General features: G+C 65.0%; 21 protein-coding genes. 8 read left to right on the top strand and 13 right to left on the bottom strand.

Features of this window, described 5'->3' with window-relative positions; all coding sequences use genetic code 11:
• Nucleotides 1-89 precede the first annotated feature (89 nt).
• Nucleotides 90-746 carry a DUF2147 domain-containing protein gene (locus ACTUWL_RS04695; protein WP_021079946.1) on the bottom strand — a complete coding sequence of 219 codons (657 nt, stop codon included), beginning with the start codon at nucleotides 744-746 and terminating at the stop codon, nucleotides 90-92.
• Nucleotides 747-848: 102 nt separating this feature from the next.
• On the opposite strand from ACTUWL_RS04695, the gene hpnO reads away from it, so the two are divergent.
• Entirely contained in the window at nucleotides 849-2,240 is a 1,392-nt protein-coding gene (gene hpnO, locus ACTUWL_RS04690; protein WP_021079947.1) for an aminobacteriohopanetriol synthase HpnO, read from the top strand.
• 210 nt (nucleotides 2,241-2,450) lie between these two features.
• On the opposite strand, the gene ACTUWL_RS04685 is transcribed toward hpnO, so the two are convergent.
• The 4 genes from ACTUWL_RS04685 to ACTUWL_RS04670 all read right to left on the bottom strand — a co-directional run bounded on the left by ACTUWL_RS04685 (nucleotide 2,451) and on the right by ACTUWL_RS04670 (nucleotide 5,162).
• The gene (locus tag ACTUWL_RS04685) at nucleotides 2,451-3,215 is read right to left on the bottom strand and encodes an anti-sigma factor family protein (protein ID WP_021079948.1); all 765 of its coding nucleotides are present in this window, start codon (nucleotides 3,213-3,215) and stop codon (nucleotides 2,451-2,453) included.
• Entirely contained in the window at nucleotides 3,212-3,769 is a 558-nt protein-coding gene (locus tag ACTUWL_RS04680; protein WP_021079949.1) for a sigma-70 family RNA polymerase sigma factor, read from the bottom strand. The genes ACTUWL_RS04685 and ACTUWL_RS04680 overlap by 4 nt, the downstream gene beginning before the upstream one ends.
• Nucleotides 3,770-3,863: 94 nt before the next feature.
• Complete coding sequence (locus ACTUWL_RS04675; RefSeq protein ID WP_021079950.1) at nucleotides 3,864-4,187, bottom strand: cupredoxin domain-containing protein; 324 nt, start codon at nucleotides 4,185-4,187, stop codon at nucleotides 3,864-3,866.
• 24 nt (nucleotides 4,188-4,211) lie between these two features.
• Entirely contained in the window at nucleotides 4,212-5,162 is a 951-nt protein-coding gene (locus ACTUWL_RS04670) for a metallophosphoesterase family protein (protein ID WP_021079951.1), read from the bottom strand.
• Between the two features lie 248 nt (nucleotides 5,163-5,410).
• Here ACTUWL_RS04670 and ACTUWL_RS04665 point away from each other — a divergent pair, with 248 nt between their 5' ends.
• Complete coding sequence (locus ACTUWL_RS04665; protein ID WP_106940130.1) at nucleotides 5,411-5,623, top strand: GFA family protein; 213 nt, start codon at nucleotides 5,411-5,413, stop codon at nucleotides 5,621-5,623.
• A 40-nt stretch (nucleotides 5,624-5,663) separates the two neighbouring features.
• Here ACTUWL_RS04665 and ACTUWL_RS04660 read toward each other — a convergent pair whose 3' ends face one another.
• The 3 genes from ACTUWL_RS04660 to ACTUWL_RS04650 all read right to left on the bottom strand — a co-directional run bounded on the left by ACTUWL_RS04660 (nucleotide 5,664) and on the right by ACTUWL_RS04650 (nucleotide 8,645).
• Nucleotides 5,664-6,020: a hypothetical protein gene (locus ACTUWL_RS04660; RefSeq protein ID WP_021079952.1), complete on the bottom strand. Its 357-nt coding sequence runs from the start codon at nucleotides 6,018-6,020 to the stop codon at nucleotides 5,664-5,666.
• Nucleotides 6,021-6,116: 96 nt separating this feature from the next.
• Nucleotides 6,117-7,019, bottom strand: coding sequence for an alpha/beta fold hydrolase (locus ACTUWL_RS04655; protein ID WP_021079953.1), 903 nt, complete (start codon nucleotides 7,017-7,019; stop codon nucleotides 6,117-6,119).
• 6 nt (nucleotides 7,020-7,025) lie between these two features.
• Nucleotides 7,026-8,645 carry a GMC family oxidoreductase gene (locus ACTUWL_RS04650; RefSeq protein ID WP_021079954.1) on the bottom strand — a complete coding sequence of 540 codons (1,620 nt, stop codon included), beginning with the start codon at nucleotides 8,643-8,645 and terminating at the stop codon, nucleotides 7,026-7,028.
• A 316-nt stretch (nucleotides 8,646-8,961) separates the two neighbouring features.
• Between ACTUWL_RS04650 and ACTUWL_RS04645 the strand changes: the two genes are divergently transcribed.
• A complete protein-coding gene (locus ACTUWL_RS04645) occupies nucleotides 8,962-9,582 on the top strand; it encodes a pyridoxamine 5'-phosphate oxidase family protein (protein ID WP_021079955.1) in 621 nt (206 codons plus the stop codon).
• Between the two features lie 3 nt (nucleotides 9,583-9,585).
• Here the strand turns inward: ACTUWL_RS04645 and ACTUWL_RS04640 are convergent, their stop codons facing one another.
• Nucleotides 9,586-10,011 (bottom strand): hypothetical protein, encoded by a 426-nt coding sequence (locus ACTUWL_RS04640; protein WP_021079956.1) that lies wholly within the window; start codon nucleotides 10,009-10,011, stop codon nucleotides 9,586-9,588.
• A 281-nt stretch (nucleotides 10,012-10,292) separates the two neighbouring features.
• Here ACTUWL_RS04640 and ACTUWL_RS04635 point away from each other — a divergent pair, with 281 nt between their 5' ends.
• The gene (locus ACTUWL_RS04635) at nucleotides 10,293-11,465 is read left to right on the top strand and encodes a M20 aminoacylase family protein (RefSeq protein ID WP_021079957.1); all 1,173 of its coding nucleotides are present in this window, start codon (nucleotides 10,293-10,295) and stop codon (nucleotides 11,463-11,465) included.
• Between the two features lie 3 nt (nucleotides 11,466-11,468).
• On the opposite strand, the gene ACTUWL_RS04630 is transcribed toward ACTUWL_RS04635, so the two are convergent.
• Nucleotides 11,469-12,650, bottom strand: coding sequence for a cytochrome P450 (locus ACTUWL_RS04630; RefSeq protein ID WP_021079958.1), 1,182 nt, complete (start codon nucleotides 12,648-12,650; stop codon nucleotides 11,469-11,471).
• A gap of 136 nt (nucleotides 12,651-12,786) precedes the next feature.
• On the opposite strand from ACTUWL_RS04630, the gene ACTUWL_RS04625 reads away from it, so the two are divergent.
• The gene (locus ACTUWL_RS04625) at nucleotides 12,787-13,695 is read left to right on the top strand and encodes a LysR family transcriptional regulator (protein WP_021079959.1); all 909 of its coding nucleotides are present in this window, start codon (nucleotides 12,787-12,789) and stop codon (nucleotides 13,693-13,695) included.
• A gap of 84 nt (nucleotides 13,696-13,779) precedes the next feature.
• On the opposite strand, the gene ACTUWL_RS04620 is transcribed toward ACTUWL_RS04625, so the two are convergent.
• From ACTUWL_RS04620 to ACTUWL_RS04610, 3 genes are all read right to left on the bottom strand, one after another.
• Nucleotides 13,780-15,402 carry an inorganic phosphate transporter gene (locus ACTUWL_RS04620; protein ID WP_021079960.1) on the bottom strand — a complete coding sequence of 541 codons (1,623 nt, stop codon included), beginning with the start codon at nucleotides 15,400-15,402 and terminating at the stop codon, nucleotides 13,780-13,782.
• A gap of 584 nt (nucleotides 15,403-15,986) precedes the next feature.
• Complete coding sequence (locus ACTUWL_RS04615) at nucleotides 15,987-17,429, bottom strand: UdgX family uracil-DNA binding protein (protein ID WP_021079961.1); 1,443 nt, start codon at nucleotides 17,427-17,429, stop codon at nucleotides 15,987-15,989.
• Nucleotides 17,429-18,664, bottom strand: a complete 1,236-nt coding sequence (locus ACTUWL_RS04610) for a putative DNA modification/repair radical SAM protein (protein WP_035651969.1) — start codon at nucleotides 18,662-18,664, stop codon at nucleotides 17,429-17,431. The genes ACTUWL_RS04615 and ACTUWL_RS04610 overlap by 1 nt, the downstream gene beginning before the upstream one ends.
• A gap of 168 nt (nucleotides 18,665-18,832) precedes the next feature.
• Here ACTUWL_RS04610 and ACTUWL_RS04605 point away from each other — a divergent pair, with 168 nt between their 5' ends.
• From ACTUWL_RS04605 to ACTUWL_RS04595, 3 genes are all read left to right on the top strand, one after another.
• Nucleotides 18,833-19,627, top strand: a complete 795-nt coding sequence (locus ACTUWL_RS04605; RefSeq protein ID WP_021079963.1) for an ImuA family protein — start codon at nucleotides 18,833-18,835, stop codon at nucleotides 19,625-19,627.
• Between the two features lie 187 nt (nucleotides 19,628-19,814).
• The gene (locus ACTUWL_RS04600; RefSeq protein WP_021079964.1) at nucleotides 19,815-21,308 is read left to right on the top strand and encodes a Y-family DNA polymerase; all 1,494 of its coding nucleotides are present in this window, start codon (nucleotides 19,815-19,817) and stop codon (nucleotides 21,306-21,308) included.
• The gene (locus tag ACTUWL_RS04595; RefSeq protein WP_021079965.1) at nucleotides 21,305-24,889 is read left to right on the top strand and encodes an error-prone DNA polymerase; all 3,585 of its coding nucleotides are present in this window, start codon (nucleotides 21,305-21,307) and stop codon (nucleotides 24,887-24,889) included. The genes ACTUWL_RS04600 and ACTUWL_RS04595 overlap by 4 nt, the downstream gene beginning before the upstream one ends.
• Nucleotides 24,890-24,912 lie beyond the last annotated feature (23 nt).

The following is a 24,912-nucleotide window of genomic DNA, read 5'->3' as shown; positions in this document are numbered from 1 at the left end:
CGTTCGCGATCCACTGCCGATCCGGCTTGGCGGCAGGCGCTGCCAAGCCACCATTTGCCGCCAGGCAGTGATGCGCCGTCTGGCCGTGATCAGTGCGTCGGTCGCGCGATGTCCGGCAGCAGGCAGATATCGCCTACGGTGTCCGCCGACGCATTGGCGGTGCCCGGGGGGGTGGCTGCCTGCTTTTGAGCCGGCTTGGCGGCAGGCGCCACGGCGCCGGTGGTCTTCTGCGGCGCTGCCGGTTTGGGAAGGGCGCCCTTCGCAGCAGGGGCCCCTGCGGGGGCCGGGTTGCCGGCGGCGCTCACCGGGATCGGCGGACCGACGCGGGTCCAGGTCTCGCCGCCGCACAGGAATCCGAGCACGCAGCCCTGGATCTCGAGCTGGTCGGTGCCGACCGGCTTGATGGTCGAGCTGTAGAGCTGACCGTCCTTGGCGTTGTAGACTTGGCCTTCCCACGCATCGGCGCCGGCCTTCTTCTTCATGTCGATCAGGATCGGCATGCCGAGGGTGGGCCTGCTCTGCTTGGCCGGATCAGGATTGTTCTTATCCTTACCGCCGGGGGTTTTTTCCCAGGACACCACACCCCACATGTTGCCATTGCACTGGGCGACGCGGATGGTGGCGACACCGTCTGCGACCTTCCAGTCGCCGGTCGGGTCCGCTGCAAGCGCCGGTGATAATACGGTGGCCAAAAATAAACCTGAAACGGCTATTGTACGTGCGAATGTTCTTGGGCAGTGCAACATGGTCCAAACCTGTGCTTAACTAGACGATCCGAGCGGGGGTCAAAACGCCGCTAGCGAGCGTTTTAAGTTGACGAGATGGCCATCAACCGACGTATGTAACGAATGGTAAGTTCCAATTTAGACGTTTCCGAGATTTTTGTGGAGCGCGAGGGGCAGCGCGGTGCCATGCACACGCGTCATCTCAACGAGCAGCTCGTTCGCGTCCTCAAGACCATCGGCTATGACGTCGGCTTCCAGAAGGGGCAAGGCCAGTACCTGTTCGATCGTCAGGGGGCTCGTTACCTCGATCTATTGAGCGGATTTGGCGTTTTTGCGATTGGCCGCAATCATCCGGCCCTGCGCAAGGCGCTCAAGAGCGTGCTCGACGCCGATCTGCCCAATCTCGTGCAGCTCGACGTCTCGACGCTCGCGGGTGTGCTCGCGGAACGGCTTCTGGAGCATGTTCCATATCTGGACAAGGTGTTTTTCGCCAATTCCGGCGCCGAAACGGTCGAAGCTGCGATCAAGTTCGCGCGGGGCGCGACCGGCCGTCCGGGCATCGTCTATTGCGGGCATTCGTTCCACGGCCTGTCCTACGGCGCCCTGTCGCTGACCGATGATTCGAATTTCCGCAGCGGCTTCGAACCGCTGCTGCCGGGCTGCACGCCGATCCCGTTCAACGATCTCGAGGCGCTGGAGAAGGCGCTGTCGTCGCGCCAGGTCGGCGCCTTCATCGTCGAGCCGATCCAGGGCAAGGGCGTCAACATGCCCACCGACGAGTTCCTGCCCGGCGCGCTGGCGCTGTGCCGCAAATACGGCACGCTGTTCATCGCCGACGAGATCCAGACCGGGATCGGCCGCACCGGCAAGTTCCTCGCGATCGAGCACTGGGGCATCGAGCCCGACATGGTGCTGCTGGCGAAGGCGCTGTCCGGCGGCCACGTGCCGATCGGTGCGCTGCTGACGCGCAAGAACATCTTCGACAAGATCTTCAACCAGATGGACCGCGCGGTCGTGCACGGCTCGACCTTCGCCAAGAACGATCTGGCGATGGCCGCCGGCATCGCGACGCTCGATGTCATCAAGGCCGAGAAGCTCGTCGAGAACGCTGCCAAGCGCGGCGCCGAGCTCCGCCTCGCGCTGACGCGCATGGTGCCGGGCTATGAACTGATGAAGGAAGTCCGCGGCAAGGGCCTGATGATCGGCGTCGAGTTCGGCCCGCCGAAATCGCTGCGCCTGAAGGCGTCGTGGAACCTGCTGGAGACCGCCAACAAGGGCCTGTTCTGCCAGCTCATCACGGTGCCGCTGTTCAAGGATCACAAGATTCTCACGCAAGTCGCCGGCCACGGCCTCCACACCATCAAGCTGCTGCCGCCGCTGATGATCACCGAGGAAGACTGCAGCTGGATCGAGAAGTCGTTCGACGACGTGATCGCCGGCAGCCACAAGGTGCCCGGCGCGATCTGGTCGCTCGGCAAGACGCTGGTCGACAACGCGGTGCGCAAGTCGGCGTAAGCCGGGGTTCTCGAAACTTGCGGGACTGTTCCCGGATTGCGCCACGCTCCATCCGGGCTACACGGTCATCTCATCCGTCATTGCGAGCCACCGGGTCGGCGCGCAGCGCCGCCCGATGCCAGGTTCCGCGAAGCAATCCATCGCACGGCGGGCTGAGATGTGGATTGCTTCGTCGCTGTCGCTCCTCGCAACGACGATTGGTGGGTCGAATCACCCTTCCTTGTTCGCGCGCATCGCGCTCTCGAACTTGTCGCCGAACTCGGTCAGCTCGTCGGCGCCGAGATCGCTGACCGCCCAGTAATTCAGGCCGCGGTCGCTCCAGCGCCGGATGTTGAAGCCCTGCAAGGTCGAGACCTTCGCGGTCTTGCGTTCGGTACTGGCGGTCTGCGCCACGAACAGGTTGATCACGTGCTGGCGCCGCTTGTAGACCACGGCGCCGATCTCGCGGGCGTTGACGTAGTCGAGCCGGCCGCCGATCAGCGTGAAGCCCTGCGCGGTGAGGTCGATCACCGGCGGCGAGACGTCGAGCTTGCCGTTGAACCAGGGCTTGACCGTATGCTGATCGGTCGAGACCACGTCGATCAGATGACCGGCCTGCAGCGAGCGCAGATGCGCCGACACCACCTCGTTCTCGATGCGCTGCTCGTCGTCGTTGCGCAGCACGATCGCGACCAGCCCCGTCGCGGCCATCGCCGATACCGCCGAGCCCATCGCAAAGCCGCGCAGCACCGAGCGCCGGCTCGGCGCCGCCTGCGGCTGCGGCAGCGCCTTCTCGATCTTGCGGCGCAGCTCGAGCGGCGCCTTGTAGCGCAGGTCGCTCTCGGCCATCGCCTGGCGGATCTCCTGATAGTCCTTCATGAGAGCGGCGCAATGCGCGCACCCCTCGACATGGGCTTCCACTTCGCGTGCATGGCCGGCGTCGAGTTCGCCGTCGATCAGCGCGTGGATCAGCACTTCGGCTTCCTCGCAGGTCATTTCGCTTGCTCCTGTTCCGCGAGCCAGGCTGATCGCAGCATGGCGCGGGCGCGCGCGAGACGGGACATCACGGTGCCGACCGGCACGGCGGCGACATCGGCGATCTCGCGGTATGAAAGATTCTGGATTTCCCTGAGCACAAAGGTCTCGCGGAACGGCTCGGCGAGCGCCGCGACCAGCTTGCGCACGGTGTCGCCGTCGAAGCGGCGCAGCATCTGCTTCTCGGGTGTCTCCGGGGCTTCGTTCCACATCGGGGTCTGATCGCCGCCCTCGGGCAGCTCCTCGACCGCGGTGGGGGCGGTCTTGCGGCGGGCATATTCGGCGCGGCAGACATTGCGCAGGATCGCGAACAGCCACGGTTTCATCGCAGGTCCGCGGTAGCTGTCGAAATGCTTGTAGGCGCGCAGGTAGCATTCCTGCACCGCGTCCTCCGCATCGGCGGCATCGCGCAGCAGATAGCGCGCCAGGGTGTAGGCGTCGTCAAGGTAGGGCAGCGCGGCCTCGCGGAAGCGCCGTGCCTTTTCGGGATCGTCTTGCGACGCGTTGACAACCATCGTGTCCTGCCCGGCTGGTCGAGAGACGGCTTGTGCCCGGCCGGGGGCTGAGGGCCACCGGCCGGGCATGGCTGTGATTGTATGGCTGGTCACGTTACCCAACCTTGATACTGCCTGTCATGTGCGGATGCAGCGAGCAGAAATACTTGTACTCGCCGGGCTCCGTGAAGGTGAACGAGAAGGTGCCGTCGGTATCCATGGTCTTGGAGCGGAATTTCCCCGCGCACACCACGGTGTGCGGGATGTCGTCGCGGTTGGTCCAGGTCACTGTCGTGCCGACCTTCACGTCGAGCGGGTTCGGCGTGAACGAGAAATTGTCGATGTGGACCGCGGTGTCTTCGGCGCGGGCCGCAGTGACCGGCAGCAACATGGCCGCGACCACGGCGATCCCGAAGTCGCGTCGATTGATCGTACTCATCGTCTCTTTCCTCAGCCGGATCCGTCAGCCTTGCAGCGGCGTGTCGATGATCGCCAGCGGCTGGCTGTTCTGCTTGAAGTTGATGCTGGCGACGCCGAGCATGCTGCGCAGCTTGGCATCCTCGACCTTCATCGGGCCGGGCGAGGGCGCGGCACCCGGCGCCGGCTGCGGGAAGGCGGTCGAACGCGCGGTGTGGAAGGTGACGTTGCCCTCGACCTTCTGCATCACCTGGTGGATGTGGCCGTTGAGCACGGTGACCGAGCCGAAGCCCTTGACGTATTCCAGCGCGCGGGCGCCGTCCTCGGTGCCCCAGCCCCATTGCGGATAGACCGTCCACAGCGGGATGTGGGCGAACAGCACGATCGGGGTCGACTTCGAACGGCCCTTGAGGTCGTTCTCCAGCCATTCCAGCTGCTCGTTGCCGAGATTGCCGAGGCCGCCGCCCTTGAGGTCGACGACGTTGACGAGGCCGACGAAGTGGACGCCGCCGGCGTCGAACGAATAGTAGCCCGGACCCTTGGTGCCCTTGCCGTAGCGCTCCTTGTAGAGCTTGACCTCTTCGTCGATGAAGTCGTGCTCGCCCGGCACGTAATGCACGTCGAGCTTGGCCTGCGAGATGATGCGATCGGCGTCGTCGAATTCGGACGCCTTCGACAGATGCGTGATGTCGCCGGTGTGGATCATGAAGGACGGCTTGACCTGCATCCCCTTGACCTTGTTGATCGCCTCCTCCAGCGTGCCGATGGCGTTCGGATTGGCCGGCTTGTCGAAGCCGACATGGCTGTCGCTGATCTGCATGAAGGTCATGCCGGTCGCTTCCGCGGCCTTGGCCGAGCCGACGATGCCGAGCGAATGCGGCACGCCGCCGGTGACGGTCCACAGCACGCCGGTGCCGGCCCAGGTCATGCATTCCAGCACCTTGCGTCGGCTGACGCCTTTTTCCTCATCGTGGTGATTGTGATCGTGTCCGCTCATGACAAGTCTCCCGTGGTCCCAGGGATTGGGTTTCCGGGGAGGTGATCGGCGGCCCCAGGGCTTTATTCCCGCGGCTTTGGAGAGGGTTGAGGGAGGGGATGACGATTTCGTGAGAGCCCGGCGGCCCACCATACGGGCCAGCCCGCGACAGGTGGCCGCAAGGGCGAGATGCGCCATTGAAGGCGTCGGGGCTGCAACGTTATCGACCCCGGCAAACCCCTGATAAGTTGGAGGAAACCACGGGCAATGTGACCGGCGGCTGTCACTGCGGCGAGATTCGTTACGAGGTCACCGGGGAACCGGTCGTCCATGCGCTGTGTCACTGCACCGATTGCCGGCGCCACGCCGGCGCGCCGCTGGTCGGCTGGGTGATGGTCGCCGAGGACGCCCTCAAGGTGACCAGGGGCGAGCCCAGGGTCTACCGATCCTCGGAACACGGTCGGCGGCAGCAACGTAGATGAACGGCCGCAACAAAGCTGTCTTGCAGCCGTCAGCATAATGTCAGCGCTCCTGCTTAAAGATGGCGGACTTCACTCGCCAGACCGGGAGATCATCATGAGCGACCACGCAGGCGTTGAGCATTACCACAAGGCAGCCGAGCATCACGAGCACGCGGCGCGTCATCACCGCGAAGCCGCCAAGCACCACGAAGAGGGCAATCACGAGAAGGCGGCGCATCACGCGCACAGCGCCCATGGCCATGCGAGCCATGCCCAGCATCACCACACCGAAGCAAGCCGGCATCACGCCGAGCACCACGGCAAACACCAATAACAAGTTCCAGTACTGCGTGAGTGGCTTCCGCCGTCCCCGCAAGGGGGCGGCGTTTTCTTTGGGCTGGGTGACGGCAGCCCTCAAGCATGATCCGGAAAAGTGCGAAGCGATTTTCCGAAAAGATCATGCTTAAACAAGAATCTAAAGCGCGATGACGATTCAACATGATCTCATCGTGCCTTAGTCCGCGCGCGCGGCGAACGTCCGAACCGCCGCAATCATCAGCTCCGGCGCCTCCTGCGCGACGCAATGGCCGACGCCATCGAAGGTCCAGCGGCTGGTGTACGGGATCAGGGCTGCGGCGCGGTCGGCCATCTCCTTGTAGATCGGCCATGACTGTTCGGCGGTCGCGATGCGGACCGGGCAGGCGATCTCGGAGAACCACGGGAACGGATTGCCGCGGGAATCGCCGGTATAGATCTGCTCCATGGCCTGGAAGATCGGCCTGAGCATCGCCTGTTCGATTTCGGGCGTGCAGCGCAGTTGCATGCGGCCGTCATCGAGCCGCGCGAAGCCGTGATGCACATAGGCCCACAGCGACCGCTCGGTCCACGTCGCGAAGGTTGGCGCGGCGCGCAGCCGTCGGAACAGATCTTCGGCATTGTCGAATTCGGCGCGACGGCGCAGCACGCCTTGCAGTGACGCGTTCGAGATGCCACTCAGGTCGCCGGCGCGCGGCGCGTGCGGGTCCATCGCGGTCGGCTCCGTCACGAACAGCCGAGCGAAGCGGTCCGGCATCAACTTCGTTGCCAGCAGCAGGTCGGTCGCGCCGGCGCTGTGGCCGATGCCGTAGATGTCCTTCAGGTCCATGCGTTCGACCACGGTACAAACGTCACCGGCGAAATCCTCGAAGTGATAGCGCTCGGTGGGGGGCTTGTGGCTCAAGCCGTGGCCGCGCCGGTCGTACGCATAGACGGTGTAGTCGGCGGCGAGCGCTTCCGCGACCTCGGTCCAGACCTCGGCGACAAAGCCGGTGCCGTGCAGCAGCAGCGCCACAGGCTTGCCCGAGGCGGGATCGCCCCATCGCTTCACCGCGACCTGCGCGCCGACATCGCCAACCAGAATTCGCTGCGGCTGCGTCATGAATTGCTATCTTGCATCCCTGAGGATCATCGCCGCGCCCTTCTCGGCGATCATCGCGGTCGGCGTGTTGGTATTGCCGGAGGTGATGGTCGGCATCACGGAGGCATCCGCGATGCGCAGGCCGTGCAGGCCGTAGAAGCGCAGGCGTTCGTCGACCACGGCCATCGGATCGTTGGCCGTTCCCATCTTCGCGGTGCCGACCGGGTGGAAGATCGTGGTGCCGATGTCTCCGGCGGCCTTGGCGAGCGAGGCGTCGTCGTCGCCGACCGAGGGGCCGGGCAGGAATTCCTCGGGATGATATTGCTCCAGCGCCTTCTGCTTCATCAGTCTGCGCGTGGTGCGGATCGCGTCGGCCGCGACCTGGCGGTCGTCGTCGGTCGAGAGGTAATTCGGCGCGATCGACGGCTTGTCGTCGGGCGCGGTCGATTTGATCCGCACCGTGCCGCGCGAGCTCGGTTGCAGGTTGCAGGCGCTGACCGTGATCGCGGGGAAGCGATGCAGGGGATCGCCGAACTTGTCGAGCGACAGCGGCTGCACGTGGAACTGGATGTTGGCGCGCGAGCGCGTCGCATCCGAGCGCGTGAAGATGCCGAGCTGCGACGGCGCCATGGTCAGCGGACCGCGGCGGCGGAACGCGTAGTCGAGGCCCATCAGGCCGCGCCGGACGAGGTTGTAATAGGTCTCGTTCAGCGTGCGCACGCCCGACACCTTGTAGATCGCGCGCTGCTGCAGATGATCCTGCAGATTGTGGCCGATGCCCTGCATGTCAGCGACGATGTCGATGCCGAGCGGCGACAGCCATTCGGACGGGCCGATGCCCGAGCGGTGCAGCACCTGCGTGGTGCCGATCGAGCCGGCGCAGAGAATCACTTCGCCCCGGGCGCGCGCTTCCACAGTCTCATTGCCCTGGCGGAACAGCACGCCGGCGGCGCGGCCGCTCTCGATGATCAAGCGATCGACCAGCACGTTGGTTTCCAGCCTGAGATTGCTGCGGTTGAGCACCGGCTTCAAGAAACCGCGCGCCGACGACCAGCGCCGGCCGCGCTTCTGGTTGACGTGGAAGTAGCTGGTGCCTTCATTGTCGCCGGTGTTGAAATCCGCAATCCGCTTGATACCCATCTCCTCGGCGGCATCGCCGACCGCATCGAGGATCTGCCACGACAGCCGCGGCGCTTCGATGCGCCAGCCGCCGCCGACGCCGTGATGCTCGCTTGCACCGAGGAAGTGATCCTCCAGCTTCTTGAACGCCGGCAGCACGTCGCTGTAGCTCCAGCCGGTGAGGCCGAGCTGCCGCCAGTGATCGTAGTCTGCGGCCTGGCCGCGCATCGAGATCATGGCGTTGATCGCCGACGAGCCGCCGATCACCTTGCCGCGCGGATAGGCGAGCGCACGGCCGTTGAGGCCCGGCTCGGCCTCGGTCTTGAACATCCAGTCCGAGCGCGGATTGCCGATCGCGAAGAGATAGCCGACCGGGATATGAAACCAGATCCAGTTGTCCTTGCCGCCGGCTTCCAACAGCAGCACGCGCTTGCTCGGATCGGCCGACAGGCGGTTGGCCACGATGCAGCCCGCCGTGCCCGCGCCGACGATAATGTAGTCGAAATCACCCTCGAGCCTTCGCGGCATGTCCTCGTTCCCGGCAAGCGTCTTTTGTTGACGTCTATTAGTCAGACGCCGCCGGTCGAGACAAGCCCGGCAGTGGATACCGGGCGTGCGCTGGATGATCAGGGACGGCTCGGTGCGGGCTATGTGACCTGATGTCTCGCTCGGGGAACGCAGACGATCAGCATCAGCGTGCCGACGCCGGGCACCGCGAGCACGGCCGTCATCGACGTCTTTCGCCAATTCGACCTTCGATGGCTTTTCACGCCTGTGCCGAACGAATAGGCTTTCGTTGCATTGGCCGCCTCAATTGCCAAGCTCAACTTGCCGGAGGATTCCCGTGGCAGACCCGATCCGCGCCCCATTCTACCACGATGGAATGCGTGAGCTGCAGGACCGTTTCGACGGCCGCCGCGTCGCCGACGGTCTTGAGAAGCATCGTCTCCACTTCGAATTCTGGGAGCAGGACCGCAAGCTCATCGAAGAGACGCGGTTCTTTTTCGTTGCGACGAGCTATCAGGACAACGTCGATTGCTCGATGCGGTCCGGCGATCCAGGCTTCGTGAAGATCACCGGGCCCGACACGCTCGAGTACCCCGAGTATGACGGCAACAACATGTACCGCACGCTCGGCAACATCCACCGCAACCCGAATGTCGGGTTGCTGTTCGTCCGCCTTGACGGCAAGACGTTTCGCACGCGCATCCGCGGCAAGGCAACAATCGACGACAGCGTGGAAGCGCTTGCCCGGCACCATGGCGCGAAGGTCGTCGTGCGCGTCAAGTGCGAAATCTTTCCCAATTGCCCGCGCTATATTCCGGACCTGATGGGCGCTTCAGCTGATGTGCCGGCGAATCCGTTCGTTCCTCGGCCCGGATACGAGCCGCCCGCCCCCGAATGGAAAAGCCGGGATTATCTCAAGGACGTGCTTTCGAAATACGATCCGCATCGGAAAACGTGAGGTTTAGGGCAGCGGCGCCATGTAGGGAATGCTGGCGACCAGCGCGAACACCTGGACCGCATTGCACAGCATGCCGCCCCAATGCAGCCGGCGCAGCCGCCGCACCGCGGTGGGATCACCTGAATCTCTCGCGTCTGCTTCGGCATCGAGCCGGCGTAGAAACCATCGCCGCGCCAGCACGGCGAAAGCGGCGATCAATGCGATGCAAAGTGCCGTGGTCGGCCGGCCCGCCACGGCAAAGGCGAGCGTCCCGATCACGCCGGAGATGGTCAGCACCAGGAAGTAGGCATTGAACATGCCGCGCAGCAGGTGGGTGACCGGCGGGAGGTCGAGCTTCACAAGCAGGAACGCCGGTGCCGCCAGCAGGAAGTAACCCATCGGCACCAGCAGAATGATGGTGGAGAAAAGGACCGCCTGATCCGGCGTCATGCAGCCGCCCCTTCTTTGAAGGTGGAGGATTTCGGTGCGAAAACTTCAAGTAGTATCCACGCGGGATATTTCGCGCACCATTGGGCTTTGGTCGAATGGGATCGTATCAGTCCTGGCCCTCACAGGCTTGCGCAAAAAGGCGCGCGATGCCGTGTCCGAAGACCATGTCGTATCCCGTTTGCGAATGCAGGCCCCAGCCGGCGGCATGTCACATCTGTTTGGGTGGACCGGCTCTTGCATGCTAAGAGGACTTACGTCTAACCTCTGAGGCCAGAATTCCCATGCCCATCGTCAATCGCGTCGCCGATCTGCAACCCGATATCCAGGCCTGGCGCCGCAACATCCATGAACATCCCGAGCTGCTCTACGATGTGCACCGCACTGCATCATTCGTGGCCGACCGGCTCAGGGAATTCGGTTGCGACGAGGTCGTGACCGGTCTCGGCAAGACCGGCGTCGTCGGGGTCATCAAGGGCAAGAAGGGCGCGGCCAAGGGCGACGTCAAGGTGATCGGCCTGCGCGCCGACATGGATGCGCTGCCGATCCACGAGGAAACCAACCTGCCTTACGCCTCGAAGACGCCGGGCAAGATGCACGCCTGCGGCCATGACGGCCACACCGCGATGCTGCTCGGCGCGGCGCGCTATCTCGCCGAGACGCGCAATTTCGCCGGCGATGCGGTCGTGATCTTCCAGCCGGCCGAGGAGGGCGGGGCCGGTGCAGCCGCGATGATCAAGGACGGCTTGATGGACCGCTTCGGCGTCCAGCAGGTCTACGGCATGCACAACGGTCCGGGGATTCCGATCGGCTCGTTCGCGATCCGCTCCGGCCCGATCATGGCCTCCACCGACGAGGTCAATATCAACATCGAAGGGCTCGGCGGCCACGCGGCGCGGCCGCACAAATGCATCGATTCCGTGATGGTCGGCGCGCAGCTCATCACCGCGCTGCAGTCGATTGTGTCGCGCAGCGTCGATCCGCTCGATTCCGCCGTGATCTCGATTTGCGAATTCCATGCCGGCCATGCCCGCAACGTGATCCCGCAGACCGCGGTGCTGCGCGGCACCGTGCGCACCCTGACCCCGGAGGTCCGGCAGTTGATAGAGAAGCGCATCGGCGAAGTGGTCAAGGGCGTCGCCCAGCTGACCGGCGCCCGGATCGATCTCGACTACAAGCGCGGCTATCCGGTCACCGTCAACCACGCCTCGCAGACCGAATTCGCGACCCGCATCGCCAAGGAAGTGGCCGGCGACGGCAACGTGCATACGATGCCGCCGCTGATGGGCGGCGAGGACTTTTCGTACATGCTGGAAGCGCGGCCCGGCGCCTTCATCTTCTGCGGCAACGGCGACAGCGCGGGCTTGCATCACCCCGCCTACAATTTCAACGACGAGGCGATCGTGTACGGCACCTCGTATTTCGTGAAGATCGTGGAGGACGCGCTGGCGGCGTGAGCCTCACGCGTCCCAGCGCACCGGCAGCGTGACCGGGCCGCGGAACACCCAGCCGCGAACGACGGGCGGCGTCTCCTCGCGGAGGCGCAGATTGCGCAGCCGGTCGAACAGCATCGGCACCACGATCTTGCCGACGGTGAGCCGCGACACCCAGGTGCCGGCGCAGAAATGCGGCCCGGCGCCGAACGCCAGATGCGATTGCTTCGGCCGCGTCACGTCGAAGCGATCGGGCTCGGCGAAGCGGCTGTCGTCGCGGTTCGCCGCGCCGACGCAGAGGCCGATCTGAAGGTCGCGCGGCAGCGTGGTGCCGGAGAGTTCGACATCGCGGGTGACACGGCGCGGATACATGCCGATCGGCGAGATCCAGCGCACCGCTTCCTCCAGCGCTGCGGGCCACAGCTCGGGCCTGGCCAGCACGTTGTCCTGCTGCGCCGGGTTTTGCAGGAGGCCGAGCACGAGGGTCAGGATCGCATCGCGCGGTTCGTTCAGCCCGCCGCCGATGATCACCTTGATGTTGGCGCGGATGCCCTCGAGCGGCATCGGCGGCTCGGCATTGACCATCGAGGACAGGATCGAAGGATTCGGCTGGCTGCGATGATCGTCGAGCACCGCGTCGATCGCGGCATCGACATCGGCGCTCGCCCGCATCGCCTTGCGTTCGACCTCGGCATCGGCGGCGTAATTGCCGGCGCCGTCGATCAGCGCCTGCGACCACGCGGCCAGCGTCTGCCACGGCATCGCGCGAAACCCGATCATCGCCATCAGGCTGAGCGAGGCCATCGGAGCGGCCAGCGCGGAGAACAGATCGGCCTCATCGGCCGCGGACAGATCATCGATCAGCGTGTTGGCGATCGCGGTGAATTTCGGCGCCCAGTATTCCTTGATCGTGGCCGGGCGGAACGAGGGTTCGATCGCCTTGCGGCCGATCGCATGCTCGGCGCCGTCCTTGCGCATGAAGGTCGGCCCCATCACCTTGTTGACCAGCGAGGCCGGATTGTCGGCGGAGTAGGTGGCGGGATCGCGCTCGATCCTCACGATGTCGTCGAAGCGCGTCACCAGTGTCAGCTTGGCGGGCTCGACGAAGACCGCCGGCGCCATCTCGCGCAGGCGGCGGAAGATCGGATAGGGGTCGTCGAGCAGATCCCGATACGAGACGTCGGTGACGACGGGCACGGCGTAGGTCATTGGTCCTCCCGGAGCGCTTTTTCGGAAAGGCTAGCGCCGGACGTGCAATCGCTCAATTCGATTGAGTTGATCTAGGCCATCGAAATATTGAATGACCTTGTGCTAGGCTGGGCACCGGCAAGGCGGGAGGTGCAGCGTGACGGCCAATTCCTCGATCGATCCGATCGACATCGGGATCTTGCGGACGCTCGTGCTGGTCTATGACCTGCAGTCGTTCTCCGCGGCGGCCAAGCGCCTCGACGTCAACCAGTCCACCATCAGCTATGCGATCGAGCGGCTGCGCGGCGCGTTCGGTGATCCGCTGTTCGTCCGCAACGGCAACGGCGTGACGGCCACCGAGCGCTGCGCGGCGCTGGTCGGCTGGGCGCGCGACATGATCGGCGAGATCGACGGGTTGGTCTCAGCGGTCGAATTCGATCCCGCGACGGCGCAGGGCAGCGTGACGATCTCCTGCAATCATCACGAACGCCAGACCCTGATCCCGCAGTTCAGTGCGCGGCTGCGTGCCGGCGCACCAAGAATTCGTCTGGTCCTGCTCGACGCCGCGGGCCATGGCGACGTCCATCTCAAGCAGAACCAGTGCGACATCGTGCTTGGTCCGGTCGGGATCGTCGGTGAAAGCATCTTCAGGCGTCATATCATGACCGATCACTATGTCTGCGTGATGGATCCGGCCAATCCGCTGGCGCGGAGCCGGATCGCGCTGTCGGCCTATGCGAGGGCCGAGCATGTCTTCATCACCCATAGCGGCGAGTGGCAGCCGCTCTACCTCGAGGCGCTGAAGACGAGGAAGATCGAGATCGAGCCGGTGGTCAGTCTTCCCAACCACGACAGTCTGGAGCGCATCATCGCCGGCACAAGGCTGGTTGCGACCATTCCGCATCACCTGGCACGGGCGATGCGCGGCGGGCTGCACGTCGCATCACTGCCGTTCCGCGTGCCGATCTCGATCGACATGTATTGGGGCGCCAGGACGGCGAAATCGGGCCTGCACAAATGGGCGCGCGGCCTGCTCGCCGAGGAAGCGAGGGCGTACGCGGCCTGAGCCGGACGTTCAAATGCAAAAGGCCCGCACCTGACGTGCGGGCCTTTGTCGTCCGGCGCGTCGCCGCGCCGAAGGCAGGGGGCATCAGAACACGTGGTAGAACACGTAGTACAGGCAGCCCGAGAGGATCATCGCGGCCGGCAGGGTCAGCACCCAGGCCATTGCGATGTTGCGGATGGTCGCCCATTGCAGGCCGGAGCCGTTGGCGGCCATGGTGCCCGCGATGCCTGACGACAGCACGTGCGTGGTCGAGACCGGCAGGCCGTAGCCGTCGGCCGCCGCGATCGTCGCGGCCGCCGTGATCTCGGCGCAGGCGCCCTGCGCATAGGTCAAGTGGGTCTTGCCGATCTTCTCGCCGACGGTGACGACGATGCGCTTCCAGCCGACCATGGTGCCGAGGCCGAGCGCGATGGCGACGGCGAACTTCACCCAGCTCGGGATGAACTTGGTCGCGGCATCGAGCGAGCCCTTGTACTCGTTCAGCGTGGCGACGTCGGCGGCGGTCAGTTCGGCCTCCTTGTCCTTCATCAGGAAGCGGATCGCCTCGGAGGCCAGGTACATGTCGTTACGGGTGTTGCCCACCGCGTCAGCCGGGAACTTGGCCAGCGAGCCATATTGGGCAACCTGCTGGCCGATGTCGCGCACCAGCACGGCGAGCGAAGGAAAGGTGCCTTCGTTGATCTGGTGCTGCGCGACATAATTGGTCACGGCCGGGCGCGGATTGCCGATCACGTTGTAGCCGGCGGCCTTGCCTTCGATGACCTTGCTGGCCGCGGTCGAGTGCGCGGCGAACTGCTCGATCTGGCTTGCGGGCAGCGCGCGGTTCAGCGCATAGGCGGTCGGCACGGTGCCGATCAGGATCAGCATGATCAGGCCCATGCCCTTCTGGCCGTCGTTCGAGCCGTGGAAGAAGCTGACCAGCGTGCAGGTCAGGATCAGGATGCCACGGATCCACCACGGCGGCGGCTGGTTGCCGACCGGCTCGCCGAACAACGCCGGCGTCGCGCGCTGCAGCGCGATCTTGAGGATATAGAGCAGGCCGGCCGCGAGCGCGAAGCCGAACAGCGGCGACAGCAGCAGCGCCTTGGCTATGTTGGTCGCCTGTGACCAGTCGACGCCCGAGGTGCCGTCACGGCCGCGCAGCAGCGCGTTGGTGATGCCGACGCCCATGATCGAGCCGATCAGGGTATGCGAGCTCGAGGCCGGCAGACCGAGCCACCAGGTGCCCAGATTCCAGATGATGGCGGCGATCAAGAGCGCGAACACCATCGCAAAGCCGGCGCTCGATCCGACCTGCAGTATCAGCTCGACCGGGAGCAGCGACACGATGCCGAACGCCACGGCGCCGCTCGAGAGCAGCACGCCGAACAGGTTGAACATGCCCGACCACACCACGGCGACATGCGCCGGCAGCGAGCGGGTGTAGATCACGGTTGCGACGGCGTTCGCGGTGTCGTGGAAGCCGTTGACGAATTCGAAGCCGAGCGCGATCAGCAGCGCGACGAACAGCATGATGTACGGCAGGAACGACGTGACGCGCGTGCCGGTGGCATCGACGTCGGCATAGATGCTGTAGGCAACGAACAGCAGCGCGGCCGCGACCACGCCCAAATAGATAATCCCCGTCATGGGGTGGAAGCCTTTGTCGAGGTCCGGACCCTTTTTCAAGGCGGGCTCGATCGAGCCGGGTAACGCCATATCGCTCATGGTAAACTCCTGTCCCAATGCCTCCGATTTTGATCCATGCATATGACAAGCAATTGAAATCAGGTCCGTGAATTGCGCCGGCGATCCGCGGTGGCGGAGATCGAGCCGAATATTTGTGCAACGCATTGAAGGCCCACGCGCCTTCGCGGCCTCGTGGCAACCTTCAGCAACAGAAGGTCAGTGATGACAGCGACGAGGCCCGCATTTGTTCCGCAAGGCAAGACTGTGTGCGGGTGAGGTCACACTGAGCAGGCAACCCGCCGGCGGGCATTTGGCGGCAGGATTCTGTCGACCGGAAATCCGGCGAGACGTCGGCGGTGATGGTCGCGGATGGTGGAAGTGCAGAAAGGAGCGGGGAGCAGGATGGAAGGATGAGGTGGCGCGCCGCACGATCGGGGCTAGCAAACCGCGCAGCGCGCCCGCCTCAGGGTACGTCATGGCGTGAACATGACGCCCGATACCTGCGGAACACGTCACAGTACCACGGATCAATTAAAGGTTGTAGGTATTTGTCCGTGTTGAGGACAATTTCACGTCGAAGTGTGGTTACTCCGGTTCCGCCGGTCCGCCGGTCTTGCGGAACTTCAGGCCGAATTGCGCAACCGATCTGCGGCGATTTTCAGGTCGTCGATAAAGCGCTGATATTCCAGCGCCTTAGCCTTTTCGTCGGGTAGCCGCAACAGGTAGGACGGGTGCACGGTGACGAGCACCTTGGTTCCGTCTTGGTCCATCAGGCGGCCGCGGTTCTTGTTGACGGGTGTGATCTTGCCCAGCACGCATTGCGCTGCGGTGGCGCCGAGCGCCACCACGAGTTCCGGCTTGATGGCGGCGAGCTCGCGCTCGTACCACTGCCGGCAGGCGCGGATCTCCGGTGTGGCCGGCTTCTGGTGCAGCCGGATCTTGCCGCGCGGCACGAATTTGAAGTGCTTCACCGCGTTGGTGATGTAGACCCCGGCGCGATCGATGCCGGCTTCCCGCAGCGCGCGATCGAGCATCTGCCCGGCCGGCCCGACGAAGGGATGGCCTGCGAGATCTTCCTTGTCGCCGGGCTGCTCGCCGACCAGCATCAGCGTGGCGCTTTGCGGTCCCTCGCCGAACACGGTCTGGGTTGCGTCCTTCCACAGCGGGCAGGCGCGGCAACCGACGGCCTCGTCGCGCAGCGCAGCGATCGTGTCGTGGACTGGCGCATCCTGGACTTGCTTGCGGGCCATCGGCTCATCCGGCCGCTTCTGCGGCTTATGCGGTTCGGTCGGCTGGTTCGCGATCATCGCGCCGGTGGTGCGTTCCGCGCTCGCGATCAATGGCTTAATCAGCGAGGCCTCCGGCAGGTTCCTCCAGTATTTCTGCGGCATCTCGGTTTGCATCGCTTTCACCTTCAGCCGCGCCGGATTGAAGATCGCCGCGTAATAGCTTCGCCAGGTTTCCTCCAGCCGGTCCTGGCTGGGCGCCTCGGATTTGGCGACGCCCGGCGTGATCGAGATCGCGTGACCGTCCCAATGCGCGCAGACATCGGGCGTCAGGATTGACCAAGGCATGTCGGCAAAGCGTTTGGCGAAGAATGGCGCAGCAAGCTCGACGATATGATGCTCCGGTTCGAACCAGGCGACGAAATGCGTATTCACGCGCCCGACCTCGCGGAAGCGGACGAAGGCATGCATCTTATGTTCATCGCGATGCACCGCGCGTGCCATCGCGCTGATCTCCGAGACATCGCGATCGGTGGCGACGTCGAGCAGGTCGTGATCGCCGCGAATCCGCCAGAGCAGGCGATAGAGCAGGGCGAAGCGTTCGGAGTTGCGATGCAGGATCGCAGCCTTCGCCAGCTCGACGAATTTGACCGGCACGTTGAAGGTGCCTTCGGTCGTATCGGGCAAGTGGTCAGCTTCCGTCGCCGCAAACAATTCCGGCTCGGCATTGCGCGCGATCCACGTCACGTCCTGCGGCTTCACCCCGTTCAATGCCAGCTGCCGTGCGGCTTGCCGCCAGCCGTCGAAGTTGGTTTCGCTGTCGAGGGTGACGGTGTGCATCAAAACCCAAACCCGAGTTGCGTCGCCTTCGGCTTGAATCGCTCGACCAGTCCGGCCGTATCCAGCAAGCGTGCCGACGGGCGATGGTCACTGAGAACGATGAACGGCAGTGCCTTGTTCCTGGGGATGTGCAGCCGTGCCAGATCGGCCACGCGGATCGAGGTGATGCGCCGCGTCGCGATGATGCGGTCGACTGCCTTGCGGCCGAAGCCGGGCACGCGCAGCAATTCCTCGCGGCTGGCGCTGGCGACGTCGAGTGGAAAGCGCTGGCGGTTGCGCAGCGCCCAGGCGAGCTTCGGATCGATGTCGAGCGGCAGCATGCCGTTTTCGTGTCCATCGGCGATCTCGCCGACATCGAACCCGTAGAACCGCATCAGCCAGTCGGCCTGGTAGAGCCTGTGCTCGCGCACCAGCGGCGGCGCGATCAGCGGCAGGGCGCGGCTGGCATCGGGAATCGGGCTGAACGCCGAGTAGTAGACGCGCTTGAGCCTGTAGGCACCATAGAGATTAGCGCTTGTTGTGAGGATGGTCTGGTCGCTTGCGCCATCCGCACCGACGATCATCTGCGTGCTCTGGCCGGCCGGCGCGAAGCGCGGCGGCCTTGTTTTCGTCGCGGGCTTTTCCGCGGCTTCGTCGAGCTTCAGCCGTAGTCGTCCCATGGTGCGGCGGATCGCGCGGACGTTCTTCTCCGGCGCAAGCTTGGCGAGGCTGGTCTCCTCCGGCACCTCGATGTTGATGGAGAGGCGATCGGCATATTTGCCGGCCTCAGCGATCAGCGTGTCGTCGGCTTCGGGAATGGTCTTCAGATGAATGTAGCCGCGGAAGTGGTGCTCCTCGCGCAGTTTTCGCGCGACGCTCACCACCTGTTCCATCGTGTAGTCGGCGCTGCGGATGATGCCGGACGAGAGGAAGAGTCCCTCGATATAGTTGCGCCGGTAGAAGTCGAGCGTCAGCTTCACCACCTCGTCGATGGTGAAGCGGGCGCGCGGCACGTTGGAGGAGGCGCGGTTGACGCAATACAGGCAGTCGTAGTTGCAGGCGTTGGTGAGCAGCACCTTCAATAGCGAAATGCAGCGTCCGTCCGGAGCGTAGGAATGGCAGATGCCCATGCCGGGCGCGGTCGAGCCGAGGCCCCTGCCGTCGCTGGAATCCCGCTGCTCGGTGCCCGAGGAGGCGCAGGAGGCGTCGTATTTCGCGGCATCCGCCAGGATCTCCAGCTTGCGTTGCACGTCCATCATGAATCCCTTTGATTCCACTGATGAATCAGAAAAATCCGTAATCCGATTGACTCATCAGGCCCTGTTAGCTTTATATTAGAACATATCATGAACAAATGAGCCAGTCCCTGGTTCTCTGTTCAGACCAGTGACGGCCTCAAATTTTGGTTGAGAAGGAGCGGCGCAATGAACAGCGCACGCACGGGTACGCTTGCGTCTCTGCGCGGCAGCATCGCGCGCATCGAGGCGCCATCGGATGCGGCGATGCCGAACCGCATCGCGCTCGGCCACGCCGGCGCGGACGCGATGCTGCGCGGCGGGCTCGCGCCGGCCGCATTGCACGAGGTGTTCGCGGCCGGCCATCAAGCGGGCGCTGCGACCGGCTTCATCGCGGGGCTCGCCGGACGCGTGTCGACGCGCAAGCCGCTGGTCTGGGTGCGGCAGGATTTTTCCGATCGCGAAAACGGCGCGCTGTCGGTGCGCGGGCTCGCCGAGCTCGGCCTCGATCCGCGTCTCCTGGTCACGGTGCGCGCCGCCGATGTCGACGGTGCTCTGCGCACCGCGGCCGACGCGCTGGCCTGCGACGCGCTCGGCGCTGTTGTGCTCGAGGTCTGGGGCGAAGCGCGCCAGCTCGACCTCGTCGCCAGCCGCAAATTGACCCTCGCCGCGCAAGCCTCCGGCGTTACCGCGCTGATGCTGCGGATCGCGGCAACTCCGATTCCCTCGACCGCAGAGACGCGCTGGATCGTGCGTGCGGCGCATTCGCCGCCCGGCAATGCCTCAAGCGCCTGGGGCGCGCCGCGCTTCGACGCCGAGCTCGTGCGCAACCGTCATGGCCCGGTCGGGCGATGGATCATGGAATGGAAATGTGATGAGTGCCAATTCAGTGAACCGTCGGCGTATCCTCAGCCTGTGGCTGCCACGCCTGCCCATCGACCGCATCAAGCGCAAGCTCGCGCAGGACATCGCCTCGCAAGCTGAGACGCGAGAGGTGGATGAACCACCTGCCAGTGAGGTAAGCACATCGGCTGGGCTCTCTCCCCCCTTGCGGGGGAGAGTTGGAGAGAGGGGTAGCCACGAGCACCGCCCGAGCGGCTCACCCCTCTCCCTAGCCCTCCCCCGCAAGGGGGGAGGGAACCCGTCCGCTGATGCGTCCCTTACGAATGCCATGAGCAACGATCTCCCCAGCGTTGTGGTCGCAAAAGATCACAACGCGATCCTGCTGCATGCCGTCGACGAGGCCGCAATGCGGGCCGGGCTGTCGATCGGACTGCCGCTGGCCAATGCGCGCGCGATCTGCCCGGAGCTCACGGTCTACGACGCCGATCCCGCAGCCGATCTGAAGATGCTGAACGACATCGCCGACTGGTGCGACCGCTTCACGCCGTTGGTCGCGCTCGATCCGCCCTATGGCCTGTTCCTCGACATCACCGGCTGCGCGCACTTGTTCGGCGGCGAGCGCGCGCTGCTGCAGATCGTGACCCATGCGCTGAGCCGGCGCGGCTTTGCCGTCAGCGCAGCGATTGCCGGCACCTCGATCGCGGCGCGCACGTTGACGCGCCACATCTCGGGCAAGATCGTCGCCAGCGGCGAGGAAGCGCAAGCGGTCGGCCCGCTGCCGGTGTCGGCGCTCGGCGCCGATCCCGCTGTCACCACCGGCCTGCGCCGCGCCGGGTTGAAGACCATCGGCGATGTCGCCGCGCGTGCGCCGCACGAGATTTCGGCGCGGTTCGGTTCGGCCTTCACCACCTTGCTCGGCCACGCGCTCGGGCAGGGCGATGCCCCGATCAGCCCGCGCAAGCCGCTGCCGGATTACATCGTCGAGAAGCGTTTCCCCGAGCCCGTCGCCACCGACACCGTGATCGCGCTGACGCTCTCAAGCCTTGCCGATATGCTGGTTGCGGCGATGGACAAACAGGGCAAGGGCGCGCGGCAACTGGAGGCGAGCTTCTTCCGCACCGACGGCAAGGTCGCGGCGATCATGGTCGAGACCGGGCGTCCGGTGACGCGGCCCGAGATGATCGATCGCCTGTTCCGCGAACGGCTCGATGCGCTGAGCGATCCGCTCGATCCCGGCTTCGGCTTCGATCTCATTCGCCTCGCCGCAGGGCGTACCGAAATCGTGGTGCAGCAGCAGCGCGACCTCGACGCCACCGTGCATGACAATGACGAGATCTCGGCGCTGATCGACCGCATCGCCGCCCGCATCGGCGGCAAGCGCGTCGTCGTGCATCTGCCGCTCGAAAGCCATATCCCCGAGCGCGCGGCGCTCGCGCTGCCTGCGCAGCATCATCTGGCGGCCGCCAGCGCCGCCGCCTGGCCGGAGCGCGTCGCGGGCGAGCCGCCGCTGCGGCCCTTGCGGCTGTTCGAGCGACCCGAGCCGATCAAGGTCCCGTTCGCGAGCGTGCCTGACGGTCCGCCGCATCAATTCACCTGGCGGCGCGCCTTGCACGCGGTGGTGCGGGTCGAGGGCCCCGAGCGCATCGCGATGGAATGGTGGAAGCAGGACGGTGCGGCGCTTACCCGCGACTATTTCCGCGTCGAGGACGCCGAGGGCCAGCGCTTCTGGATCTTTCGTGACGGTCTCTATGAGAGTGAGCTGCGCGACGAGGAGGGCAGGCCCGTTCCGGCCAACTGGTATGTGCACGGGCTTTTCGCATGACAACACCTGTATCCGCCTATGCCGAGATCGGCATCACCAGCAATTTCTCCTTCCTGCGCGGCGGTTCCGATCCGCGCGCCTATGTGCATCAGGCGAGCGAACTCGGAATCCCCGTGATCGGGATCGCCGATCACAACACGCTGGCCGGCGTGGTGCGCGCCTGGAAGGAACTCGACAGCGAGAAGGTCGCCCATCCGCCAAAATTTCTGGTCGGTGCCCGCATCATCTTCATCGACGGCACGCCCGACATCCTGGTCTATCCGCGCGACCGCGCCGCCTATGGCCGGCTGTGCCAGCTCTTGACCCGCGGCAAGCGCGGCGGCGGCATCGAGCGGATCGAGAAAGGGGACTGCCGGCTCACGTTGCCCGATCTCATCGATTTCGCCGAGGGCCAACTCTTGGTGCTGGCGCTGCCGCATCGTTTCGAGGCGGATGACGCGCTCGACGTGCTCCGGCAATTGAAAGCGAGCGCGGCCGATGGCGTCTGGCTCGCCGCAAGCCTGCTCTATCGCGGTGACGACAGGCGCCGCCTCGCGCGGCTGCATGCTCTCGCCACCGATGCCGGCGTGCCGCTGCTCGCCACCAACGAAGTGCTCTATCACCATCCCGCACGCCGCCCGTTGCAGGACGTGCTGACCTGCATCCGCGAGAAGACCACGATCGAGGCCATCGGCCGCCGGCTCGAGGCCAATGCCGAGCGGCATCTCAAGCCGGCGCATGAAATGATCCGGCTGTTCCGCGACTGGCCTGCCGCGATCGCGGAGACCATGCGTTTCGCCGATCGCATCTCGTTCTCGCTCGACCAGCTCAAATACCAGTATCCCGACGAGCCGGTGCCGCCGGGCAAGACCGCGCAGCAGCATCTGGAAGATCTGACCTGGGCCGGCGTCGACAAATATTTCGGCGGCAAGATCGACGACAAGCTCCGCGCCACCCTGAACAAGGAGCTCGCGCTGATCGCCGAGCTGAAATACGCGCACTACTTCCTCACCGTGCACGACATCGTGCGCTATGCGCGCAGCCAGAACATCCTGTGCCAGGGCCGCGGCTCGGCGGCGAACTCTGCCGTCTGCTACGTGCTCGGCGTCACCTCGGTCGATCCGACCAAGGTCGATCTGCTGTTCGAGCGCTTCATCTCCAAGGAGCGGTTGGAGCCGCCCGACATCGACGTCGATTTCGAGCATTCGCGGCGCGAGGAGGTGATGCAATATGTCTATCGCCGCTACGGCCGCCACCGCGCCGCCATCATCGCCACCATCATCCATTATCGCCCGCGCAGCGCGATCCGCGACGTCGGCAAGGCGCTCGGGCTGACCGAGGACGTCACCGCGGCGCTGGCGGACACCGTGTGGGGCAGCTGGGGCAAGGGCCTCAACGACATGCAGGTGCGGCAGGCAGGGCTCGACCCAAAGAATGCGATGATCAACCTCGCGGTCGAGCTCGCCACCGAGCTGATCGAGTTTCCGCGCCATCTCTCGCAGCATGTCGGCGGCTATGTGCTGACCCAGGACCGGCTCGACACCTATGTGCCGATCGGCAACGCCGCGATGGACGACCGCACCTTCATCGAATGGGACAAGGACGACGTCGACGCGCTGCACATGATGAAGGTGGATGTGCTGGCGCTGGGCATGCTGACCTGCATCCGCAAATGTTTTGACCTGATCGATGACCACAAGGGCAAGCGCTGGGAGCTCGCTTCGGTCCCGCAGGACGACGAGAACGTCTACGACATGCTGTGCCGTGGCGAATCGCTCGGCGTGTTCCAGGTCGAGAGCCGGGCGCAGATGAACATGTTGCCGCGCCTGAAGCCGCGCACCTTCTACGATCTCGTCATCGAGGTCGCGATCGTGCGCCCCGGACCGATCCAGGGCGACATGGTGCATCCTTATCTCAGGCGGCGGAACGGCCAGGAGAAGGTGAGCTATCCAGCACCCGCGCCTGACCAGGGCGACAAGAACGAGCTCTACAACGTGCTGCACAAGACGCTCGGCGTGCCGCTGTTCCAGGAACAGGCGATGCGGATCGCGATCGAGGCGGCGCATTTCACCTCGGAGGAAGCCAACGGCCTGCGCCGTTCGATGGCGACCTTCCGCAACGTCGGCACCATCGGCAGCTATGAGGAGAAGCTGGTCGGCAACATGGTGGCGCGCGGCTACGATCCGGATTTCGCCCGCAGCTGCTTCGACCAGATCAAGGGGTTTGGCTCCTACGGCTTCCCGGAAAGCCACGCCGCGAGCTTTGCGCAGCTCGTCTACATCTCCTCGTGGCTGAAGCATTATCATCCCGACGCGTTCTGCTGCGGGTTGCTGAACTCGCAGCCGATGGGCTTCTATGCCCCGGCGCAGATCGTCGGCGATGCCCGCAAGAACGGCGTGACGGTGCGCGAGGTCGATGTGTCCTTCAGCTTCGCGCAGAACACGCTGGAGGAGAAGGTCGGCGAGCACTGCGCGGTGCGGCTCGGCTTTCGCCAGATCGACGGCTTCCACTGGCTGGATGAGGATGAGGAGAGGCTGAAAGCTCTCCAATCGTCATTCTCCGATGCGCAATTGCGCATCGTGGGTACGCGAAGCATGGGTGTGCCTGAGTCAGGGACGCACGAACGGATGGGCTCTCTCCCCCCTTGCGGGGGAGAGTTGGAGAGAGGGGTAAGCCACGACCACCGCCCGTGCGACTTACCCCTCTCCCTAACCCTCCCCCGCAAGGGGGGAGGGAACCCGCCCACCTCCCGCGCGGCCTTGGACCAGATGCGCGTATCGACGGAGCAAGACTGGGCCGACCGCATCGTCGCCGCGCGCAACCGCCGGCCCTTCACCTCGCTGGAGGATTTCGCCCGCGACACCGCACTCCCCAAGCGCGCGCTGATCCTGCTCGCCGACGCCGATGCGTTCCGCTCGCTCGGGCTCGACCGCCGCGAGGCGCTGTGGGCGGTGCGGCGGCTGCCCGACGACGTGCCGCTGCCGCTGTTCGAGGCCGCCACCGCGCGCGAGCAGCCGGATGAGGGCGCAAAACCGCTGCCGGAGATGCCGCGTCCCGAGCAGGTGGTTGCCGATTATCAGACCATCCGCCTGTCGCTGAAAGGCCATCCGATGGAATTCCTGCGCGAGATGTTCACCAAGGAGCGCGTCGTCGCCTGCCACACCATCAACCGCAGCAACGACCGCCGCCGCGTTCGTTGCGCCGGCGTGGTGCTGGTGCGGCAGCGGCCGGGCAGCGCCAAGGGCGTCGTGTTCATGACGCTGGAGGACGAGACCGGCATCGCCAACATCGTGGTGTGGCCGAAGGTGATGGAGCAGTACCGCAAGGAGGTGATGGGCGCGCGCCTGATCCTGGTCGAGGGCTATATCCAGAGCAGCCCGGAGGGCGTGACGCATCTGGTGGCGCAGCGCATGACCGATCGCTCCCACGATCTGATCGGCCTTGCCAACGATTCCGCGGTCAGCAAGCATCCAGTGCCGGCAGGCCCTGCGCTGATCGAACCGCTCAATGACGACCGCCGCGATCACGGCGACAACTCGTCGCAAAGGATCCGCCACCCGCGCAACGTCCGCATCCTGCCGCCGTCGCGGGACTTTCATTGAAGTTGACACAGATCAAGGCCATC

Source organism: Bradyrhizobium sp. WCU1, assembly GCF_053474805.1.
The sequence above is the reverse complement of the archived record's forward strand: the minus strand, read 5'-3'. Positions and strand labels throughout refer to the sequence as shown.

Bases quoted from the DNA above. Each gene is read 5' to 3' on its own strand.
- ACTUWL_RS04695 (WP_021079946.1), bottom strand. From the start codon at position 746: ATGTTGCACTGCCCAAGAACATTCGCACGTACAATAGCCGTTTCAGGT.
- hpnO (WP_021079947.1), top strand. From the start codon at position 849: ATGGTAAGTTCCAATTTAGACGTTTCCGAGATTTTTGTGGAGCGCGAG.
- ACTUWL_RS04685 (WP_021079948.1), bottom strand. From the start codon at position 3,215: ATGACCTGCGAGGAAGCCGAAGTGCTGATCCACGCGCTGATCGACGGC.
- ACTUWL_RS04680 (WP_021079949.1), bottom strand. From the start codon at position 3,769: ATGGTTGTCAACGCGTCGCAAGACGATCCCGAAAAGGCACGGCGCTTC.
- ACTUWL_RS04675 (WP_021079950.1), bottom strand. From the start codon at position 4,187: ATGAGTACGATCAATCGACGCGACTTCGGGATCGCCGTGGTCGCGGCC.
- ACTUWL_RS04670 (WP_021079951.1), bottom strand. From the start codon at position 5,162: ATGAGCGGACACGATCACAATCACCACGATGAGGAAAAAGGCGTCAGC.
- ACTUWL_RS04655 (WP_021079953.1), bottom strand. From the start codon at position 7,019: ATGACGCAGCCGCAGCGAATTCTGGTTGGCGATGTCGGCGCGCAGGTC.
- ACTUWL_RS04650 (WP_021079954.1), bottom strand. From the start codon at position 8,645: ATGCCGCGAAGGCTCGAGGGTGATTTCGACTACATTATCGTCGGCGCG.
- ACTUWL_RS04640 (WP_021079956.1), bottom strand. From the start codon at position 10,011: ATGACGCCGGATCAGGCGGTCCTTTTCTCCACCATCATTCTGCTGGTG.
- ACTUWL_RS04635 (WP_021079957.1), top strand. From the start codon at position 10,293: ATGCCCATCGTCAATCGCGTCGCCGATCTGCAACCCGATATCCAGGCC.
- ACTUWL_RS04630 (WP_021079958.1), bottom strand. From the start codon at position 12,650: ATGACCTACGCCGTGCCCGTCGTCACCGACGTCTCGTATCGGGATCTG.
- ACTUWL_RS04620 (WP_021079960.1), bottom strand. From the start codon at position 15,402: ATGAGCGATATGGCGTTACCCGGCTCGATCGAGCCCGCCTTGAAAAAG.
- ACTUWL_RS04615 (WP_021079961.1), bottom strand. From the start codon at position 17,429: ATGCACACCGTCACCCTCGACAGCGAAACCAACTTCGACGGCTGGCGG.
- ACTUWL_RS04610 (WP_035651969.1), bottom strand. From the start codon at position 18,664: ATGGACGTGCAACGCAAGCTGGAGATCCTGGCGGATGCCGCGAAATAC.
- ACTUWL_RS04605 (WP_021079963.1), top strand. From the start codon at position 18,833: ATGAACAGCGCACGCACGGGTACGCTTGCGTCTCTGCGCGGCAGCATC.
- ACTUWL_RS04600 (WP_021079964.1), top strand. From the start codon at position 19,815: ATGAGCAACGATCTCCCCAGCGTTGTGGTCGCAAAAGATCACAACGCG.
- ACTUWL_RS04595 (WP_021079965.1), top strand. From the start codon at position 21,305: ATGACAACACCTGTATCCGCCTATGCCGAGATCGGCATCACCAGCAAT.